Here is a 20,229-nt window from a genome sequence, read left to right as displayed (position 1 = left end):
ACGCTCAAAGTTGCTGAAAGAGCCGAAACGTAAAAACTAATAATTAAGTAAGGAGAATGGAGGGAGCTTCCCTCTATTCTCATGATTTATGTCCACCAGTAAGCCCAGCTCTGTGAAGCGCAGTTCCTGCAGGTGTATAAGAAATGGCTCTCAGAATCGCTTTAGAGCCGTATTTGCTTCTAATTCCATCCATTACAAACCCGAGTTTCCTTCTCTTTTCATTATCCACTTCAAATAAACTCAACTGCTGATTAACATCATCCTCAATATTTGATAACGTAACTGAGATACTTCTCACTGTTTTACCCGAGTAAAACTTATTAAAGAGTATCAAGCAGCATCTATATATATCCATAGTGATATTTGTGGGAAGATCAATTGTTTTGGATCGATGAAATCCACCACCAAGCTCATCTTTACTGTAACCAATTCCCAGGCTGATTGTCCGACCAACTTTATTATGTGTTCGTGCCCTTCTTGCAACTTCCTCACAAATCTCCAAAAGAACAGCCTTAATCTCTTCTCTCCTTGTATAATCCCTCAGTAAAATCTGACTCTTACCAAAACTAATCTGTCCTTGCATCAATGGAGCTCCAATTTCTGATAAATCGATTCCATGTGCATGGTAGTACAACTGGTTTCCCATTATTCCGAACTTCTTTTCAAGCAGCTCTAAAGGAAATTTAGCTAACTGACCTACAGTCGATATTCCCATCCGATTTAGATTTCTTTCCATCCTCCCTCCTATCCCCCACATTTTAGACAACGGGTGAACCTTCCAGAGTTTATTTGGCACATCTTCATATCTCCAACGTGCAATACCACTCTTTGTTTTCTTACTCTCCAGATCAAGCGCAAGCTTACTGAGCAACATATTATCTCCAATGCCTACTGTGCACATCAAACCAAATTCTCTCCACATGCTGCTTTGAATTGCTTTGGCCATTTCTTCAGGATCTTCTTTTCCTGCATCTAAAAAAGATTCATCAATTGAATACGTGTGGACACATTTTTCAGGAACAAATCTGTAAAACAGTTTTGTAATCTCAGTTGAAACTCTGATGAAAAGCTTCATTTGTGGATTTACAATGTGTATTCTCGGATCTTCAGGTATCTCAAAAAGTCTCGATCCTGTTTTAATTCCAAAATCTTTTTTAAGTGCAGGAGATGCAGCTAATACTACACTTCCCTGTCTCTCCGTATTCCCTACAACAGCAAGATAGCATGTTAAAGGATTAAGCCCCATTGTTATAGCTGATACAGAAGCATAAAAGGATTTCATATCGACACAAAGTATATTCTTCCGTGGAAATTGTGAGTAATCAATCATTATATGTAGCTCCTATGATGTTATTCATGTTGATATAAACTGTATTGTCGTTCTGGTCTTTTAAGTGTAGCTTTTGTTGTTCAAAATTAATGTAATGGACTCTGCCGGTGACATTTTCAACGAACCCATTGTTAAAGAGTTTGAATTTCAACTCTTTATTAAATTCAAGTGCCTCAGAGACGAGAAGATCCATCTCTTCAATTTGTTGGTCATCTAAGGATGGTTTTTCAATTTTTGAAACATCAATCAAATCTTGTTTAAGTTGTGTTAAATGTTCTGGAAGCATCATTGATGTCCATTTAATTGTTCCTCGATCCCTAAGCATATCGACTCACTCCTTTATTGATCTAATATTAACAGAACAAATGTTCTTTATTCAATATAAATAAGAACAAAAGTTCGATGTAAATGTTGGTAACGATATTCTTCCAATAAATACCCTAATATTCGTTCATGCAGATGAGAAAAATTAAAAGCACCCTAATATAAGGTGCTTTAAAACTGTTCTTTTTAAATAGATTATTGTCTTCCATTTATAAGGCTTTTCCCCAATCCCCTTTCTACAAATAATTTTTATTCACTCTATTCGCTTTTTAGATTAGACTTCTTCATTTCCGCAATTTCAGTTTCCAGTTCTCTAATCCTTTTATCTTTTAGTTTAACTTCTTTTATTTTTTGTGGAAGAAACGCAATCACTGCTCCCAATCCAACTAAACTATAAAAATTTGTATAAGCTCCCAAATCATTAATTGTATCAATAGGTAAGTGGGGCATTACTATTATCGCAAAAATACCCATGAAATATAAAAGGATTTTTAATTTTTTTGTTTTTGTTTTTCTGTATCCATTAAATCGGAGAATGTAAGAAAACAGGCGCAAACTGATATTCCAAAAAGATAATTGTTGCCTAATTCTAGCCCACATAAACTCAAAACCCCTAGAAACATAATACATACACCTAATACTTTTACTATTTCTTCATTATCATCCATATGAACCCTCTTTCTAAATATCGACTACAAATATTTAATTGTGTTTATCTAGTGAGTATGCGCTTATCATTATTATCTAATAAGTCTTTATTGAAGTATATCCACCTGTTGAATATCGGTAAATGGGTAAAAATGTTTAACAATTGATATAAAAAAGAACCTGCATTTTGCAAGTTCTTTTCATATTGTCAATTTATTGTGAATTTTCAACGACAAGGGCATTTATGTATAGTATAATATTTCCTGTACATTTAGTTTGCTCACTCAAGGGAGTCTTGCTCATCCCCTAATGAAAGGGGGTGATGCTATGTCAACATTTCAGGCATTAATGCTGATGCTTGCATTCGGGTCGTTTATAATTGCCCTGTTGACGTATATAAATAAAAAATAGACCTCCCTTGAGCGTCAGAACCTGAAGGGATAGGTCTACCAAGAAACCACATCGAGCAAGCCCTTTGATGGGCAGCTTTTTGTACAGAGCCGGGGTGTTGGTAGCACCCTGGTCTTTTTATTTTATGCATTTCTTGTTAAGCAAATGCATTTTTTATACTTTAAAAAGTATAATCTTCATCCTAATTATAACCATATAAAAATGGTATTTGCAATACTATTGCTTTGTGGGTAAAACCATTATTTTATTGAATTGTGGATGCTTACTTCTGCTTCATCTCATACAATTGCAATACTTTTGTTTAGTTGTCTAAACTAATTTTCAATGCATCAGCTAGCATGACGTTAAAATCATCAAATTTGTTCATCGTTGTTCCAGAGGGTTTATCAAGCTCTAGGTACTCATTTTCAATTACATCTAAGCAATACCAGGCTGTATCTGAGTCACCAAAAAACAGATATTTTTTCTGCTCATCATTTTCGTGCCACTGTTCATTTGTTTCAATAAAACCATAAACTTCTTCATCACTTTCTTCTCTCAGTAATTCTTGATCCAATCCATAGATTACCAAGCCATTAAAATCTAATCCGTTTACAGTTTGAAGGAATTTTTTATATCCTGAAGGAATTTCATTTACAGGGAACTTGCCTAATACCGCTTCTTCAAAATTTCTAATTTCCTGGTCTGTAACAGGAGAATTTAATTCATCTCCATACTTTGCTTCAGTTTTTCGAATTTCCTCTAATAAATTTACCCACATAATACTGCCCCCTTATTTCTCACTTGGATATATCTCACCATTAGGAATAGGCCAATTAATCTTCTTTGTTTCCCCCGGTGTCAAACCTTTTGTCAACGAATTTTGCTCATTAGTTATTGCTTTATGATAAGGATCATTTTTGATCAGAATCAAGTTATCCATGTCGTTTGTGCCACCGTCATCTAGAGGAAGCTTATGGTGAACTTGATATCCTTTTGGATTTAACCCATCCTTCATTCGGGCAATATCCTTATCTGTTAAGCCGGCCTTCTTAAGTTTCTTAACTTTATTGGGATCATTTGATAGACCTTTTAAGAATTGTTTTTTTATAGAACTGTTGAACTTTCTTCTAAGTTTTGCTGTTTCTTCTGGACTTCTCTTTGTGTAGCTAATTTCCTTAACTTTAACACCTTTTAAAAGAACCTGTTCACCTTTTAGTGTTCCTACAAAATCATCGCTACCAGCCGATTTATAAAGCACACTGTTCTTCTCGTCTATCGCTTCTTTCAATATTGATGTGTTTTTTACATTGTGAGTATTCTTTATATCCTGAAGGATACCTGCATACGCCAATTGATTATTATTTAATGAAATAGAATTAATGAAGGTTTTTCCTTTATCAATTCCAGTCTTTACGCTATTAGTAATTGCTTTTTCTCCAGCCCCTAAGACTTTATCGACCTTGGCTGCTCCAGTTGTAGCTAACTTACTTGACCCTTTAAGAATAGAGCCTCCACCTTTTAATCCAACAAGGCTTCCAACAGCATAAGTTATATAGTGTGCTCTCGAATAAGCATCACCATTGACCATTTTATCATTCCAGGAATCAGATAAGTCTTTCCAAATAATTTTAGCATAAGTAGGTGTTTCAATTATGGTACCAGTTATTTTTAATAGCTTCTGCTCATCAGAAAGCTGTGAAAATTCCCAAGTACCAACTGCTAAGTCTTTGGCACCAACTACCGTATCCTTAACGACATCATATGCAGCTACACTTACTCCTTTAATAATATCCCAAGTGATCTCTCCTGCTTCTTCTAGCTGCTTTGCTTGTTCAATTTGCATTGCTAGCTGTACTTGAGACGGCTCCAGATTCTCGTACCCTACTTTCTTAGCAATCTCTAAATATTCATCAGGATCAGATACACCGTCATTAAGTTTCTTTTTCAATTCCTTAATTTCTCGTTCTTTCGCTTCTTCTTTCTTCACGGTTAAATAAGCTTCAGAATGCTGCTCAATATCGCCTTTTTTCTTATGTATGTCACTTTCTCTATACGCTTTAGCGTTATAGTGAATCGGTGTAGCATTCTTGCCTTTGCCTGTTGATTCCTGCAGCTTTTTAAAATCTTGCTGAATAAATTGTTCGTTAGGCTCTGTTTCAGCATATTCTGTTTTCAAATCCTCATCAAGCTTGTTTAGCTTATCGATTGTATTTTCACGTTTGTCATCTGCAGAAGAAAGTTTGTCTTTGAAGTCTTCTGTTGAGAATATTTCAAGTGGAAGGATGTCATTGATGTCATTCAGAATGTCTTTCATTGCTTTTTTCTGTTCAGACATAATGGATTTTGATTTTGTGTATGCATTTACAAGTTCATGTTCTAAAAAAGATTCTTCTATGTAAGCATCAGACATCTTGGCATCTTCCAGTTTTGCAGAAACGCTGCTTAAGAAAGCAATCTTCATATCAATAAGATCAATCCATTGATCTGTCACACCGACATGATCATAATAAAATGCTTTAATGTTGTCTGCACCCTTACCTGAAAACTCGCTGTCGTCTAGGTCAGCTACAGCTTTAAACGCTTTTTTGAGCTTCACCATTTGCGACCTTAGTTCCTTATACTCTTTGGTTCTTTTATCTGCTTCAGAGAGTAATGAATTAGCTTCAAAAACCTTCATATCATTCTCCTTTCAAGTCTACTCTATGAAAATTTTACCACAATAATCTATTCCAATAACAGAAAAAACAGCCTGAAATTGACTGCCTTGATCGGTTTCTTTTACTTAGCATTAAATCAACATGATCTCTTTTCAATTCCTCTTTTGGGAGACTGTAATAGAAAACTATGCTTAAAACAAAAAAAGATAGGGGTGATAACTAACCAATCGTACTTTCCTCTGTATCCACTGTTGAAGCAACCAAAATGACATCTTTGAGGCGGTCAAACACTTGAAGCAAAAAAGGAAAAAGACTTAAAAGCAATGAAATACCGAATACTTAATACGCATGTTTTCCTCCTGCTTTTAAACCACATTTAATGGGCAGTTTTTTAATATGATGAGGTTTGATAATAAGATACAACTCCTATTATTGCTAATACAATGAATATAGCTAAGATGCTCCACAATGTTATTTTAATACCTTTAGTCATGTTATGTCCCCTCTCTCATTACCAAGCTATATTGAATTATATATGTATGCTTAACGTTATTATTACCGTGGAATTTTCTTTGTAGTTGGTTTTTAGTTAATTGGCTAATGATAGTCAATACCGTGTATTTAGTTAATAAGGTTCCTCTAACCAGGGATAGGCTATGTATTGCTTCATCCATGAAAATAAAACAGACGGTGATGTTCTTGACTTGAGGCTTACCTTAGAAGAAAAGCCAGAGAGTATGTGAGGGAACTCTCTGGCCTATAGTGGCTGATATACCAACTATGATACATCTATAGGATACTTTATATTTGTGATGTATTCAAGCAGCTTTCAGGTTTAAATAAAATGTGAAATTTTATTTAGATCATCTCCTAATAACTATGTATATTAAACCCGCAATAATAAACAGTAAAAAGATTATTATCCATACATAAAAATTCAAGCTTAATAAGAGTGCTCCTATTGCCGGAAATAGTTTTGGGAACAGAGCAATTAATAAACCTTCGATCACACCAATAGCAGCGATGATTAGTGATAAAATTGCGATTTGTGTTTGTTCCATTATTCTTTCCTCCTCATTAGACTTTTATTGTAGGTTAAGCAAGGGTGTGCACAAGCATTATAGATAGTTAGTTGAGATAATTAACAAAGCTGTGAAAGAACCTTGTTTTATCCTAGAGTTACTCATAGTCAATGATTCATCCACCTCTCTCATATACTTCAATAGATAATACCCCTGACTTTTGCTAACCGCACAATTCAGCGAAAATTTCTTCCGACATTATAAGTTGCGTATAGACTTTCCAAGATGGATGCCTACTTACTGGAACTTCCACCTACACTTATATAACGGGTACGCTACCGGTATTTTTGCGACATCGAAATAAATTTTTTCACAACCGATAATATGCACGTCGAATAAATGTCGCGCAAATTTCTTCTGTTACTATTAATTGCGTATTGGCTTCCGGATTGGCACATCTTTTTCGCTTTTTGGGACAGAAGAAGTAAAACTTTTTTCCGTCATAAATAGATGCGTAGGAACTGCGGAAAATGGACAAAAGCCTGGCCTATTAAAGGTAAGGTCAAATATAGGGTTAAGAATTCATAACACATACAAAATCAATATTAAAAGAATACGAATCTTTCAAATTATTTTGTTGTTTTTGTATTCAATGTTAGATAGAATGTTTTTACAGATACTTCTGTTTTGACATTAAACACAATAAAGAGGTGCTAAATTTTTGGAGTTAAAAAACATTGTCAATTCTTACAACATCACAAATATTTTAGGTTATCTGAGACGTTCTCGTCAGGACATGGAACGAGAAAAAAGAACAGGTGAAGACACACTCACAGAACAAAAAGAACTCATGAATAAAATACTTACGGCCATTGAAATCCCTTATGAATTAAAAATGGAGATTGGATCAGGGGAAAGCATTGAGGGGCGCCCTGTTTTTAAAGAGTGCCTTAAAGATCTTGAGGAAGGTAAATATCAGGCAATTGCAGTTAAAGAAATAACAAGACTTAGTCGTGGGAGTTATAGCGATGCCGGACAGATTGTTAACCTTCTTCAAAGCAAACGATTGATCATAATTACCCCATATAAGGTTTATGATCCTAGAAACCCTGTAGACATGCGTCAGATTCGGTTTGAATTATTTATGGCTAGAGAAGAATTTGAAATGACTAGGGAGCGTATGACAGGAGCTAAATACACTTATGCAGCACAGGGAAAATGGATATCTGGACTTGCACCTTATGGATACCAGTTAAACAAAAAGACGTCTAAACTAGATCCAGTTGAGGAGGAAGCAAAGGTTGTTGAACTAATATTTGATTTATTTCTGAACGGTCTAAATGGAAAGGATTACAGTTACAATGCAATTGCGACTCACTTAACCAATCTGCAAATCCCCTCCCCTGCAGGAAAGAAAAAATGGAATCGGTTCACTGTAAAAGCCATTCTTGAAAATGAAGCTTATATAGGAACTGTTAAGTATAAAGTCAGAGAGAAAGAAAAAGACGGTAAGAGAACAATTAGACCTGAGAATGAACAAATAATTGTACCTGACGCACACACTCCCATTATTGATAAAGATCAATTCGAGGAGGCGAATAAAAAAATCGAAAACAAAATACCTTTGCTGCCAAATAGAAGCGATTATAAATTAAATGAATTGGCCGGTGTATGTATTTGTGCTGACTGTGGTGGGCCATTGTCAAAATATGAAGCCAAAAGAAAGAGACAAAACAAAAACGGTACTGAAAGCTTATATCATGTTAAAGTGCTCAGATGCCTCAATAACAAGTGTATGAATGTTCGGTATAATGATGTTGAAGAAGCAATATTAGATTATTTCAGACTGTTTCAATCATTAAATGATAAGGAACTTACAAACCTTATTGAAGACATGATTCATTCACACGAGAATAAGAACAACATCAAATCTCAAAAACAGATTAATGAACAATTCGAGCAACGTGAGAAAGAGTTGCAAAATAAACTGAATTTCATCTTTGATAAGTACGAAAGTGGTATTTACTCTGACGAAATTTTTCTTCAGCGAAAAGCAACATTGGACAAGGAAATGAAAGAACTAAAAAAAGCCAAAGATGAGTTAAATGGTCTGACAGATATTAAATCAGGTATTGATATCAGTATAGTAAGAGGCCAAATGAAAAACTTGATTCAAATTTACGAGACATCAAATGATAAAGAAGAAAAAAACAACTTACTCAGAATTGCATTAGAAAAAGTAATTGTTAAAATGACAGCTAAAAGAAAAGGCCCAGTACCTGCACAATTTGAGATAACACCTATTCTTAGGTTCGGCCTTCTAACCGGTGATACGCTGACTGATACTAAGGAAAGTTCGTTTTCGTAGTCAGTATCTCGATGAACAGATAAAGCTGTATCTCCTGTGAACACAATGGGTGCCACCAAGCTGTTATCTGAAAAGCTGTTTCATCAAGCAAACCGCCATGTTCAAAACAGAGGAACCGTGTTTTGTTCGGTCCGCTTCGGAAATGTTCTCGGTTCAAGGGGTTCGGTCATCCCTATTTTATTTGAACAAATGATGGAGGGTGAACCGCTGACCATCACAGACAAGAACATGACCAGATTTTTTATGTCAATAGACGATGCGGCTACACTGACATTGCAATCAGCTGCTATTACAAAAGGCGGAGAGACCTTTATTTTTAAAATGGAATCATTGAAACTTGAAGAACTGATTCATGGGTTTGAAGAATATGCATCGCAGCACGGGCTCCCGCGGCCGGCTGCAGTAGAAGTCGGCAAACGTCCAGGTGAAAAGCTTCACGAAGAATTAACATCCCCTCATGAAGTTGAATCACTGTATGAATGGGGCAATCTTTATGCAATCCTTCCGGAGCCAGAAAAACATCCAGTTTTTCGCAAAGTCAATTTGCCTGGGTATCAATCAGATCAAGCTCCTCTCATTACAAAAGACAGAATTGCCAAGATTATTAAGGAATTGCATCAAGAAAAAAAGGCATAAAAACAAGCCTGTCTATCCAATAGGCAGGCCTGTTTTTTGTGTTTTATTTATTAAAGAATTTCAGATAGCTTTCGTATCCTTCTTCTTTCAGCTTATCTTTCGGCACAAACCGCAGCGCCGCTGAATTTATGCAGTAACGAAGCCCGCTTGGCCCCGGCCCATCATTAAATACATGGCCAAGATGAGAATCCGCAGTACGGCTTCTCACTTCTGTGCGAATCATGCCGTGGCTCGTGTCTAGTTTTTCTTCCACTTCTTCTTCTTCAACCGGCTTTGTAAAGCTTGGCCAGCCGCAGTGGGAATCAAATTTATCCTTGGATGTAAACAACGGCTTGCCTGACACAATGTCAACATACAGCCCTTCTTCCTTATGATTCCAATATTCATTTTGAAACGGCGGCTCCGTGCCGTTATTTTGCGTCACCTCATATTGCATGCGGTTTAGTGACTGAATTTTTTCTTCTTTATTGTTCGCCATTTATTTCGCCCCCCAATGCTCGCTGATAAATCCGGCACGTCCAGAACCTGTCCGGTAGCGCTGATAATGTCCTGGATTTTTTTTATAAAAATGCTGATGATAGCCTTCCGCTTCATAGAAAGGTTCAGCTTTTAAGATATCCGTTACAATCGGATCTTTAAATATTCCGCTTTCCGCCAGGCGCTGCTTGGAAGCTTCCGCAAGCTCCTTTTGTGTATCATTATGATAAAAAATGGCTGCACGGTAGGAACTGCCGCGATCGGCAAACTGGCCGCCGGCATCTGTCGGGTCAATTTGCTGCCAAAATAATTCAAGCAGTTTTTCATAAGGGAACACATCAGGATTAAACGTGATTTGAACGGCTTCACGATGTCCTGTCGTTTCACTGCACACCTCTTCATACGTAGGGTTTTCAATATGGCCGCCTGTATACCCGGACACCACTTTTTCAATCCCCGGCTGTTCGTCAAAAGGCTTAACCATACACCAAAAACAGCCTCCTGCAAATGTGGCGATTTCTTTTTTTTCAGACATACTGGTGCCTCCTTTGTTCATACGTGGTATTATTATATTATAGCATGTAAAAATAGAATGAAAATGATTCTGCTTCCCAATAAAATCTATAGGTTTTAAGCAATATGCTTATGTAATGGAGGTTCACAAATTTGAAAGTAAGAACACAGATGATGTACGATATGGAAAATTTACTCCGTAAAGTCTTTAAACAAATACGCAATGAAATCAATGAGATTCTAGATAAAGAGCTGTCACGGAATGAATTCACCATTCTGCGGATCCTCAGTGAACAAGGGCCTAAAAAAGTCACCGAATTCGCGCCTATTTTAGAGGTATCCGCAAGCCACATTACGGCTGTGACCGATGCGCTGGTAGAAAAAGAATGGATTACGCGAATCAGATCGAAGGAAGACAGACGCATCATCCGCATTCATATCACTGAAGCGGGCGAAAAAGTCCTTCAGCATTTCAACGAGAAAAAAACGGAATATTTCTTTAAACGTTTTGACTGCTACAGTGATGCTGAACTCGCTACATTAATCGAGCTCTTCAGCAAACTTGATAAAAAACGATGAAAAAAAGCACATACCGCTATATATGGGTATGTGCTTTTCGCAGCGCCTCACTTATTTTTCAGTGAACAGTTTCATTGTTTTCCAGCGGCCGTATTTGTAATACAAAAACGCCGCACAGCTGCTTAATACAAAACTCATTCCGATTCCGAGCCCGATCCCTTTCTGTCCAAGCCAAGCTGAAAATAGAGCTGTGAAAGGATATCTCAAAACCCAAAACGAAATCAAATTTAAAACCAGAACCTGCAGCATCGCTCCCGAAGCTCTGACGATTCCGTTCAGGACGAAGTTAATTCCGATAAAAGGATAGAAAAACGCGATCCACCGCAAATATTGTTCACCGAACGCAACCGCATCTGGCTCGCTGATAAATAACCTCATGAGGTATTTACCAAATACCCAAATCATAACTGCAATCACCAGCATGCAAGAAATAACAGCCATCACACCTAGCCTTGCAATCGTTCCCACTCTTTTATCGTTTCCGATTCCGATATTTTGCCCTGCCATACTGTTGACCGCCGTACCGGCAGCCATTGCTGGAAGCGTGATGATGCTGTCGAGCCGCTGCACCGCGCCGAAGCCCGATACCACATGCTCCCCGTATGAGTTCACAACACTCATAATCGCCATCATTCCGCCTGTAATCACCATCATCTGCAAACCGGCTGGAATTCCGAGTTTCAAAATCAGCGCGGACTCTTCCCACTTGGGCACTCGCGGTATAGAGAACGGCACGAGCTTATGTTTGATGACATAGTACAATCCATACAGAAATGCAATGCCCTGTGACAAAATCGTCGAATAAGCAGCTCCCGCTATTCCCATGCGGAACACAGAAATAAAGAGCGGTGCCAACACTGTATTCAGCACAACGGCAAACGCGATAAACCGGAGAGGTGTCTTGCTGTCGCCGAGCGCCCGAAGCACAGTACTGATAAAGTTATAACCAAATAAAAATAAAATGCCGATAAATTGAATCTGTAAATAGGTCCCAGCAAGCGGTATCATTGACTCCGGTGTCTTCAGAAGACGAAGCAAGTGCTCTGACAGAAAAAAACCGGCCGCGCCGAATCCGATGCTTAGGCCTGTTAATAAAACGACAAAAGCGTTAATATACGACTTCATTCCTTTTTCATCGTCTTTACCCTTTTGCTGTGACAAAATGGTTAACGTCGCATTGTTAAGACCCAAAATAAAAGACAGTACGGTTAAAACAATCGTGCTTGATACCGCAGCTGCCCCTAGAGCCTTTGCCCCCAATAAATTGCCGATCCACAAACTGTCTATCAATTGAAAGGAAACCTGCAAGGCGTTTCCGAGCATAATAGGTGTTGAAAACAGCACAAGCTGTTTCAGCACGTTCCCCTGTGTAAAATCATATGCTTTCATTTTTTCTCCTTGTGTTATCAAATTTTCGTCAAACCGCACGAAAAAAGAGACGTTGTTTCATGTCTCTTTTTTCATGATTTATCGGTTTTTTTCCGGTCTCTCATACCGAATGTAAACACCATCACGCTTAGGAACAAGGCACAATAGGAAATGTTCAAATACGTTTGATCCATATCTTCAGCGGCTAGATGATGATAAGCAAGCCAGCCGAAATACAGGGAAAATGTAAAGGATAATAAACTGAAATACTGGTAAATCCGTTTCATTTTCAGTCACCTCTATTGTTTAGGATGGTAATAGGAAAATTCAATTTCATCTTTTTCTAAATTTATTTTGTCCGCTTTGACATACATTCCATTCGTTAAAGGCATTTCTGACAGACGCACTTCGATGCTTTTATCGCCAGGATGAACGTGGACAAATGATGGCAATTCGTAAAAGCTATCCATATAATTTAACACAAAGCTAATTGGTATACTCAATTTCCCTAACGAAAATTTCGTGACATTCAGCTCCACATCGCCATTTTTTTTCACGGTCGGTTCAAAAGCGACAAACGCATCAATCGACGTGGAAAAGGCCTTGATTTTCCCTGCGACATGAACATCATCACTAATATCTACTTTATAATCAAGCTTGGTTGATGCTTTGTCGTTTAAATATGAGTTGACAAACGCAGCTAATGATTCTTTTGTGCTTGTCACTTGAAATCCATATTCGCTCTCAGCTGAATTCTTCACCTGGGCTTGTTCTCCCGGCATCATAACAAGTGCCATAAATCCAACGGCGAGGATAATATTAATTGCAAGCAATATAAAAAATAGTCGTTTCCACTTATTCATGTGTCACCCTACTCTTTCGGTAATCCTTCTTTTTTTATGGCTTGATAGACGCGTTTTGCAATGAGGGTATAACCCGTACCGTTAGGATGAAAATCATCTTCCTCAGAAATTCGGCTGCTGTCACTTTTTTGATTGAACAAGTCTGCGATATGAATGATCTTTGCATGTTTATCTTTTTTCAGCTCTTTTTCAGCAATATCGTTCCAATTAGTGACGACTCCGTTTATTTCACTTAATTCAGATAACGTAAACGTAAACGGATTATACATGCTGACATAAATCAGCTCAGCGTGATTATTCAGCTCCCGAATTTCAGAAATGATTTTTCCAAAACGCTTTTCATACGGCTTTTCCGCTTCCTGAAACGGTTCAACGGTTAATTGAAGAAAGTTTTGGCGAAGGACTTTCATCAGATCGTTACCGCCAATGGTAAAAAAGACATAATCTGCGTCCTTTATGCCTTTTTGAACCTTTTTATCTTTTAATTTCTCTAATAAGTCATCCGAACGGTTCCCTTTTACGGCATAATTTTTTACGACTACCGTTTTGACTTGCTTTTCTGAACGGATGGAATCTGCCACCTTGCCGACATATCCCTTTCCGTCGGGATCTCCGATTCCTTCTGTCAGCGAATCTCCGACAGCCGCAATGACAATGTCCTCTTTCGTTTTCGGTTCATGAGCTTTTTGTTTTCCCTCAGATGCTGTACGTATATTCGTACAAGCAGTAAGAAGCAAAATCAAACCGGCCATGATTGAAAAAATGCGCAGCTTCAATCTTGTTGCTCCTTCCCATTCTACTAGTGGAAAGTGTATCATGTTTTAGAAGATTTGCAAATGCATAGTCTTCTAGCTTACTTGTGTGTACTGGCTGACTTTACATCGGCGATAATATCATCGTACGGTGTATTTTCCACTCCATTGTAATCTTTCAGCACCTTGCCGTCCGGGCCTACCAAATAAAAAGAAGATTGATGAATGACTTGGTCCTCTCCCTCCGGTTTCTTCACAATCGCTTTAAAGCTCTTAAGCGCGAACGCCTCAATATCACTCTGGCTGTAACCCGTGAGGAAATCCCAATTATCAAAGGATAATGGATAATTTGCGGCGAATTTCTTCAGCTGCTTCGGCTTATCGTTTTCTGGATCAACACTAAACGATACGATGCGGACATCTATATGCTCGGCTTTCAGTTTTTTTTGCAGATCGGTCATATGAGCCGTCATCGGCGGACATACCGTTTCACAATTGGTAAAAATAAAATCTGCCAGCCATACTTCTCCTTTTAAACTCTCTAAAGAAACGTTCTTGCCATCTTGATTTTGAAATGTAAAAGGCTCCACCTCGTAATTGAGCGGATCTTTAATCTGTTGTCCCCCGCAGGCACACAAAAGCAGAAAAAACAGCCCTGCCATTACACCTTTGATAACCTTCATGACATTCACCCTTTCCAGCCAGCGTAAAAGCGCTTTCTAAAATCGTCCTTACTTGCTGTGTCCCATGCTTGTATTCGATACTGGGCAAAAAAAATCCTGCATGCCTCCCATTCACTGATTCAAAGGGGGACATACAGGTATAAACGGCATGTTACGCGTTGTGCTTTAACACCTCTTGATGAAAAACAGCCTGATAATCTGTCCATTTCATCCGGCGCTTCATATAATGTCGGAAAGAATACACTTTTGCCCTGCTGTTTGATGAAAACACTTCTTTTAAGTAGAATTGCAAATGGTGATGTAACATAAAGAAATAGTGCTCATCTTCCTTTAATACAGGTATTTCTGTCACTTTCACCTGAATCCCGTCACTGCGTTTGAACTCTAGGCTTTTGAGTAACAAGCTATCAATCCTCTTTTTTGTTTTTCTTCTATTATATACAATGCCAGCCGGACTGTCTGTCATTTTGCGCGGTTGTGTAAAAAAATTAGATCAGCAAATGGAACAGGTCCTCATCCTTATTCACCTCTACATAATGAAGCGGTTTTCTGTTCATCCGTTCAATCAGCGGCCCATAGTCGGCCTTGTTCTGCAGTTCAATGCCGACAAGAGCAGGTCCGTTGCTTTTATTATTTTTCTTCGTATATTCAAATCTTGTAATATCATCATTAGGTCCGAGAACTTCGTCAAGAAATTCGCGGAGCGCCCCCGCTCTTTGCGGAAAATTGACGATAAAATAATGCTGAAGCCCTTCAAAAATCAAGGACCGCTCCTTCATTTCCTGCATTCTTCCGATATCGTTATTGCCCCCGCTGACCACACATACCACATTTTTGCCTTTAATTTCATCTTTGTACAAATCAAGCGCTGCGACAGAAAGAGCTCCAGCCGGTTCAGCAACTATCGCACATTCGTTATATAATTCAAGAATGGATGTACATACTTTTCCTTCAGGCACAAGGAGGATGTCATCAACGACATATTCCAGCGTTTGGAACGTTTCCTCACCAATTTTTTTAACTGCTGCTCCATCTACAAACTTATCAATTTTATCAAGTGTGACGACATGCCCAGCTTTGTTTGATTCAAAATAGGATGCCGCTCCCGCCGGCTCAACAGCAATTACTTTTGTATCAGGAGACACATTTTTCAAATATGTACCTACTCCTGAGAGAAGCCCGCCTCCTCCGACACTTGCAAAAAGAAAATGGGGTTCTGTATCAATGTCGTTTAAGATTTCGACTGCCAACGTTCCCTGTCCGGCCATCACATCCGGATCATCGAACGGATGGATAAACGTCCGGGATTCCGCCTCACAGCATTCAACAGCGCTTTTATACGCATCGTCAAACGTATCACCTGTCAAAATAATATCGATAAACCCTTTACCGAATAGTTCAACTTGAGATACTTTTTGTTTCGGTGTAGTGGACGGCATAAAAATTTTCCCGTGAATGCCGAGATGTTTACACGAGAACGCCACACCTTGAGCGTGGTTTCCGGCACTTGCACACACAACTCCGTTCTCAGTCTGCTCGCTGGAAAGCTGTTTGATTTTATGATAAGCCCCTCTGAGCTTAAAAGATCTGACAACTTGCAAGTCTTCACGTTTCAAATAGATATTGCATTCATATCTCTCAGAGAGTCTGTCATTCCTTTGCAATGGTGTGTGAATGACAACGTCCTTCACGTTTTGATGAGCCTTCAAAATGTCTTTCACTTGGATGAGAGAGTTTTCTTTAAGCAACGGTTTCATGTACAGATTCCTTTCTTGTTTTAAATCCCTATTTAATATGCCATTATAACACGAATATTCAAAAAATAAGACAATTAATTTTTTAATAATTTAAAAAAATACTGACTACCTCCACTATATCTTGTGGTTACACCTGCTTCACCAATATCCTGGGAGGCCTAAGAAAAAAGATGATCGTAAATAAAACGTGTTTTCAGCCAAAAGGCATGATATAATAAAACCAATTAGAACCAAAAGGAGCCAATTGATGAATACCGCACCAATACCTAACACATTTCAACATCTCATCGGAGAACATCAAACATTTCTAGAAGCGAAGCGAATCGCCAAGCAGTTCTCACGATCAGAGCTTCCTGTCCTGATAACAGGAAAAATCGGAACAGGAAAAGATCTTTTCGCACAAGCAATACACCAGGGATCTTCGAGATACAGCGAACCTTTTATCAGCGTCAATTGCAGTACCCATTCGGAAGAAAGCCTTATGCGTGAGCTTTTTGGTCCTAACGGAAACTCAGGTGTCTTTCAAGAAACGGCTCGAGGAACCCTTTTTCTTGATGAAGTATGGCGCATGCCTGCCTCTGTACAAGCTCAGCTGTTAAAAGTGCTTGATTCAGACACGGAGAAACCGAGAATTATCTGTGCTTCCGCAGATGGATGCGCAGACTATACATTCAGGCAAGACTTATTTTACAGACTAAATATCTTAACGCTCACACTGCCCGAACTGTCTGAACGAAAAAGCGATATACCGCTTTTGACACAATATTTTCTCTCAAATTCCGGTCAGCAATTGTTGATTGACCCCTCAGTCTTTTCGATGCTAGAGCAACACACATATGAAGGCAATGTCAGGGAGTTAAAAAACGCCGCAGATTATATGGCGGCAGTCGCAAACGGAGGAACGATTCATCCATATGACCTGCCTCCATATATTAGGGGTGCAATAGACGGAAAAGAGAAGAAAAAAGCAAAGCTGCTGACTTTAATGGAAAAAGCCGAGTTTTTGTTTATTTTGGAAACAATAAAAGCGTTAAACGAAAAAGGAGAACCCGCCAGCAGACGAATCATTTCGGAACACAGCAAAAACACCCAAACCTCGTTATCTCCGCAGCAGGTCAGAAGCCGTCTCGATTATTTGGAGAAAAAAGATTATGTCACAAAAAGCCGAGGACGCGCCGGCACTAAAATTACTTTAGAGGGTTTAAGCTTTTTAGAAACGCTGAAAAATCAAATGATCTAACGATCGAAAGGAGAATGCACTTGTTTACAATTAAAGAAGAGATCGCGAATGCGATAACACACGGGATCGGTGTGATCTTATCCATACCAGCATTAGTGTTTTTGATCATATTTGCAGCTCATTACGGATCTGCATGGGACATAGTCAGCTTTACAATATTCGGTGTCTCTATGCTGCTGTTATATTTGAGCTCCACATTGCTTCACAGTATCACACATAAAAAGACAAAGGATATTTTGGAGATTATTGATCATAGCGCCATTTACATACTCATTGCCGGAACCTATACGCCTTTTTTGCTGGGGCCGCTGAAAGGCACACTTGGCTTCACCCTGCTGGTTATCGTTTGGTCTCTTGCCCTAGGAGGAATCGTTTTTAAAATATTCTTCGTGAAACGGTTTATTCTATTGTCAACCTTAGTGTATTTGATTATGGGATGGCTGATGATTATCGCGGTTAAACCTTTATACGCTTCACTGAGCGGAGCGGGATTCAGCCTTCTTTTTCTCGGCGGCATTTTATACTCTGTCGGAACCATCTTTTATATTTGGAAAAAGATCCCCTTCCATCACGCCATTTGGCACAGCTTTGTATTAGGCGGAAGCGCTGCGATGTTTTTCTGTGTGTTGTTTTATTGTGTGAAGGTGCCGTTTATTTCGTAACAGAAAAGCGCAGTCTTTAAGACTGCGCTTTTTCATGCACGTAATTGTTTTTCATTTGCAGGTATAAAAGCTTTTGAAAAGGACATTTCAATGTCTGCTGGTTTTAAACGTTTAAAAAACGATCCCTTTTGCAGGTCATCTGTTCCTTTCGTTTCCACCATCACCAACGGAAGATGATAGCGGAACGCAAGCTCTACAGGATCTATAGAACCGTCTAATGAAAGAATCAGGCTCTGTCCTTTTTCCAGCTGTTTCGTCACATCTTCATATACCTTTTCTGAATCGCCGTCTGAAATCACATCCATCCGATCAAGCCATTGCCCGATAAAAGGCAAGCGAAACACTTTTGGATTGGCAATAAAACCGGCCGGTTCTTCAATATATCCAGCAATTAAGGCCAGTTCAGCCAAACGCAAACGAGGATGCACATACAAAACAGGACCGCGCGGTATTGGTTCAGGCTGATTAATCGTCACAACTGAACCGGTGATGCCGATACAGCCTTCCAAAAACGCCTTCGGCTGCTCGTAGACAAGGGTCATCTGTTTTTTGTATGACAGACGTGGATCAAGCATCCTTTGATTAAATAATTGTTTCATATTTTTTAACAGCATATACACAATATAAACCACTAGCAAGCTGTAACGAACCAATTAAAATCCTCCCGCTTCAGAAGAATTCTTTTTTTCATACACTAGAAACTCATAATCGTATGGGTTTTTTTCGTCCTTGATCCCCCGCTCAGAAGAAACCAGTTTCCAATTGATTTCGTCAAATTCTGGGAAGTGGCGGTCACCCTCAAACTCGTGATGAATTTTCGTCATATACAATCTGTCCGCATAAGGGAACAGCGCAGTATAGAGCTGAGCCCCTCCGATCACAAAGCATTCACCAGAGCCTGAACAAATGTCCAAAACATCCCTTAACGAACTGACAACCGTGCATCCCGGAAATTCTGAAGCCGGAGCTGATGTGACGACAATATTTTTCCGGTTCGGAAGCGGACGTCCAATCGATTCATATGTTTTCCGGCCCATAATGATTGAATGGCCCGATGTTACTTTTTTAAAGTACGCAAGATCATTGGGCAAATGCCACGGCAAATCATTGTCTTTGCCGATCAGCCTGTTGGCATCCATCGCAAAAATGAACGAAATCATACGCTGACCGCTCCTTTAATATGAGGGTGCGGATCATAATCCTCTATGATAAAATCCTCAAATGTAAAGTTGAAAATAGAATCAATTTCTCTGGCGAAACGAAGCTTCGGCAGCGGGCGCACGTCTCTTGTCAGCTGCAAATTGACCTGTTCAATATGATTTTGATAAATATGGACATCGCCAAATGTATGAATAAACTCGCCCGGTTCAAGCCCAGTCACATGAGCAATCATCATGGTTAACAGGGCATAAGAAGCAATATTAAACGGCACACCGAGGAAAACATCAGCAGAGCGTTGATACAGCTGACAGGACAGCTTGCCATCAGACACGTAGAATTGGAACAGGCAATGACACGGCGGCAATGCCATTTTATCAATTTCACCAACATTCCATGCGCTCACGATTAAGCGTCTGGAGTTCGGATTTGTCTTAATATCTTCAATAAGGCGGGAAATTTGATCTACGGTTTCCCCGTCAGCTCCCCGCCAAGAACGCCATTGTGAACCGTATACAGGTCCGAGTTCACCATTTTCATCAGCCCACTCATTCCAGATTCGTACTCCGTTTTCCTGCAGATATCGTACATTAGTATCTCCTTTTAAAAACCATAGCAGCTCATGCGCAATTGATTTAAAGTGGAGTTTTTTTGTGGTCAGCATCGGAAAGCCTTCCTGTAAATGAAATCTCATTTGATACCCGAAGGTGCTGATTGTTCCGGTCCCTGTCCGGTCTCCCTTTTTTTCGCCATGCTCTAATACATGTCTGCATAAATCCCTATACTGTTTCATTTTTTT

The 20,229-nt window shown here is 39.0% G+C and carries 23 protein-coding genes and 1 pseudogene; 6 read left to right on the top strand and 18 right to left on the bottom strand.

What is annotated here, in order from left to right; genetic code table 11:
• Nucleotides 1-79 precede the first annotated feature (79 nt).
• From MOF34_RS15495 to MOF34_RS15485, 3 genes are all read right to left on the bottom strand, one after another.
• A complete protein-coding gene (locus MOF34_RS15495) occupies nt 80-1,330 on the bottom strand; it encodes a DNA polymerase thumb domain-containing protein (protein WP_268400744.1) in 1,251 nt (416 codons plus the stop codon).
• On the bottom strand, nt 1,323-1,655 hold the full coding sequence (locus tag MOF34_RS15490) for a YolD-like family protein (RefSeq protein ID WP_268385036.1): 333 nt from the start codon (nt 1,653-1,655) through the stop codon (nt 1,323-1,325). Before MOF34_RS15490 ends, MOF34_RS15495 begins: the two co-directional genes overlap by 8 nt.
• A gap of 257 nt (nt 1,656-1,912) precedes the next feature.
• On the bottom strand, nt 1,913-2,254 hold the full coding sequence (locus MOF34_RS15485; protein WP_268400743.1) for a hypothetical protein: 342 nt from the start codon (nt 2,252-2,254) through the stop codon (nt 1,913-1,915).
• 375 nt (nt 2,255-2,629) lie between these two features.
• Here MOF34_RS15485 and MOF34_RS15480 point away from each other — a divergent pair, with 375 nt between their 5' ends.
• On the top strand, nt 2,630-2,713 hold the full coding sequence (locus MOF34_RS15480) for a putative holin-like toxin (protein ID WP_082786706.1): 84 nt from the start codon (nt 2,630-2,632) through the stop codon (nt 2,711-2,713).
• A gap of 301 nt (nt 2,714-3,014) precedes the next feature.
• On the opposite strand, the gene MOF34_RS15475 is transcribed toward MOF34_RS15480, so the two are convergent.
• The 3 genes from MOF34_RS15475 to MOF34_RS15465 all read right to left on the bottom strand — a co-directional run bounded on the left by MOF34_RS15475 (nt 3,015) and on the right by MOF34_RS15465 (nt 6,413).
• A complete protein-coding gene (locus tag MOF34_RS15475) occupies nt 3,015-3,473 on the bottom strand; it encodes a YrhA family protein (protein WP_268400742.1) in 459 nt (152 codons plus the stop codon).
• Nucleotides 3,474-3,485: 12 nt separating this feature from the next.
• Nucleotides 3,486-5,372 carry a T7SS effector LXG polymorphic toxin gene (locus tag MOF34_RS15470; RefSeq protein WP_268400732.1) on the bottom strand — a complete coding sequence of 629 codons (1,887 nt, stop codon included), beginning with the start codon at nt 5,370-5,372 and terminating at the stop codon, nt 3,486-3,488.
• 843 nt (nt 5,373-6,215) lie between these two features.
• Nucleotides 6,216-6,413, bottom strand: a complete 198-nt coding sequence (locus MOF34_RS15465; protein WP_268400731.1) for a hypothetical protein — start codon at nt 6,411-6,413, stop codon at nt 6,216-6,218.
• A 682-nt stretch (nt 6,414-7,095) separates the two neighbouring features.
• Here MOF34_RS15465 and MOF34_RS15460 point away from each other — a divergent pair.
• Both MOF34_RS15460 and MOF34_RS15455 read left to right on the top strand, forming a co-directional pair.
• Nucleotides 7,096-8,742 carry a recombinase family protein gene (locus tag MOF34_RS15460; RefSeq protein ID WP_268400730.1) on the top strand — a complete coding sequence of 549 codons (1,647 nt, stop codon included), beginning with the start codon at nt 7,096-7,098 and terminating at the stop codon, nt 8,740-8,742.
• Nucleotides 8,743-8,757: 15 nt separating this feature from the next.
• Nucleotides 8,758-9,378: pseudogene (locus tag MOF34_RS15455) on the top strand (polysaccharide biosynthesis protein); the annotation flags it as partial.
• Nucleotides 9,379-9,421: 43 nt separating this feature from the next.
• Here the strand turns inward: MOF34_RS15455 and msrB are convergent.
• Both msrB and msrA read right to left on the bottom strand, forming a co-directional pair.
• Nucleotides 9,422-9,856: a peptide-methionine (R)-S-oxide reductase MsrB gene (msrB, locus tag MOF34_RS15450; protein WP_019714690.1), complete on the bottom strand. Its 435-nt coding sequence runs from the start codon at nt 9,854-9,856 to the stop codon at nt 9,422-9,424.
• Nucleotides 9,857-10,390 (bottom strand): peptide-methionine (S)-S-oxide reductase MsrA, encoded by a 534-nt coding sequence (gene msrA, locus MOF34_RS15445; protein WP_268400728.1) that lies wholly within the window; start codon nt 10,388-10,390, stop codon nt 9,857-9,859. It lies immediately after the preceding gene.
• A gap of 131 nt (nt 10,391-10,521) precedes the next feature.
• Between msrA and MOF34_RS15440 the strand changes: the two genes are divergently transcribed.
• On the top strand, nt 10,522-10,947 hold the full coding sequence (locus MOF34_RS15440; protein WP_019714692.1) for a MarR family transcriptional regulator: 426 nt from the start codon (nt 10,522-10,524) through the stop codon (nt 10,945-10,947).
• A gap of 51 nt (nt 10,948-10,998) precedes the next feature.
• On the opposite strand, the gene MOF34_RS15435 is transcribed toward MOF34_RS15440, so the two are convergent.
• From MOF34_RS15435 to ilvA, 7 genes are all read right to left on the bottom strand, one after another.
• On the bottom strand, nt 10,999-12,336 hold the full coding sequence (locus MOF34_RS15435) for an MATE family efflux transporter (protein WP_268400727.1): 1,338 nt from the start codon (nt 12,334-12,336) through the stop codon (nt 10,999-11,001).
• A 71-nt stretch (nt 12,337-12,407) separates the two neighbouring features.
• Nucleotides 12,408-12,602 (bottom strand): protein YpmT, encoded by a 195-nt coding sequence (gene ypmT / locus MOF34_RS15430; protein ID WP_019714694.1) that lies wholly within the window; start codon nt 12,600-12,602, stop codon nt 12,408-12,410.
• A gap of 12 nt (nt 12,603-12,614) precedes the next feature.
• Nucleotides 12,615-13,178, bottom strand: a complete 564-nt coding sequence (locus tag MOF34_RS15425; protein ID WP_268400726.1) for a YpmS family protein — start codon at nt 13,176-13,178, stop codon at nt 12,615-12,617.
• 8 nt (nt 13,179-13,186) lie between these two features.
• On the bottom strand, nt 13,187-13,954 hold the full coding sequence (locus MOF34_RS15420) for an SGNH/GDSL hydrolase family protein (protein WP_268400725.1): 768 nt from the start codon (nt 13,952-13,954) through the stop codon (nt 13,187-13,189).
• Nucleotides 13,955-14,031: 77 nt separating this feature from the next.
• Nucleotides 14,032-14,613 (bottom strand): cytochrome c oxidase assembly accessory protein ScuA, encoded by a 582-nt coding sequence (gene scuA, locus MOF34_RS15415; protein ID WP_268400723.1) that lies wholly within the window; start codon nt 14,611-14,613, stop codon nt 14,032-14,034.
• 151 nt (nt 14,614-14,764) lie between these two features.
• On the bottom strand, nt 14,765-15,016 hold the full coding sequence (locus MOF34_RS15410) for a DUF2535 family protein (RefSeq protein WP_019714698.1): 252 nt from the start codon (nt 15,014-15,016) through the stop codon (nt 14,765-14,767).
• Between the two features lie 85 nt (nt 15,017-15,101).
• Nucleotides 15,102-16,370 carry a threonine ammonia-lyase IlvA gene (gene ilvA / locus MOF34_RS15405; RefSeq protein WP_019714699.1) on the bottom strand — a complete coding sequence of 423 codons (1,269 nt, stop codon included), beginning with the start codon at nt 16,368-16,370 and terminating at the stop codon, nt 15,102-15,104.
• 247 nt (nt 16,371-16,617) lie between these two features.
• Between ilvA and MOF34_RS15400 the strand changes: the two genes are divergently transcribed.
• The gene (locus MOF34_RS15400; RefSeq protein WP_268400722.1) at nt 16,618-17,610 is read left to right on the top strand and encodes a sigma 54-interacting transcriptional regulator; all 993 of its coding nucleotides are present in this window, start codon (nt 16,618-16,620) and stop codon (nt 17,608-17,610) included.
• A gap of 20 nt (nt 17,611-17,630) precedes the next feature.
• Nucleotides 17,631-18,272: a PAQR family membrane homeostasis protein TrhA gene (gene trhA, locus MOF34_RS15395; RefSeq protein WP_268400721.1), complete on the top strand. Its 642-nt coding sequence runs from the start codon at nt 17,631-17,633 to the stop codon at nt 18,270-18,272.
• A gap of 32 nt (nt 18,273-18,304) precedes the next feature.
• On the opposite strand, the gene MOF34_RS15390 is transcribed toward trhA, so the two are convergent.
• The 3 genes from MOF34_RS15390 to MOF34_RS15380 are packed head-to-tail and all read right to left on the bottom strand — an operon-like array spanning nt 18,305 to nt 20,223.
• The gene (locus tag MOF34_RS15390; RefSeq protein WP_268400720.1) at nt 18,305-18,925 is read right to left on the bottom strand and encodes a 1-acyl-sn-glycerol-3-phosphate acyltransferase; all 621 of its coding nucleotides are present in this window, start codon (nt 18,923-18,925) and stop codon (nt 18,305-18,307) included.
• On the bottom strand, nt 18,926-19,432 hold the full coding sequence (gene dfrA / locus MOF34_RS15385; RefSeq protein WP_268400718.1) for a dihydrofolate reductase DfrA: 507 nt from the start codon (nt 19,430-19,432) through the stop codon (nt 18,926-18,928).
• Entirely contained in the window at nt 19,429-20,223 is a 795-nt protein-coding gene (locus MOF34_RS15380; protein WP_268400812.1) for a thymidylate synthase, read from the bottom strand. The genes dfrA and MOF34_RS15380 overlap by 4 nt, the downstream gene beginning before the upstream one ends.
• Between the last annotated feature and the right edge of the window lie 6 nt (nt 20,224-20,229).

The organism is Bacillus sp. T17B1 (assembly GCF_026796395.1).
GTDB classification, from domain to species: Bacteria; Bacillota; Bacilli; order Bacillales; family Bacillaceae; genus Bacillus; species Bacillus spizizenii_A.
The sequence above is the reverse complement of the archived record's forward strand: the minus strand, read 5'-3'. Positions and strand labels throughout refer to the sequence as shown.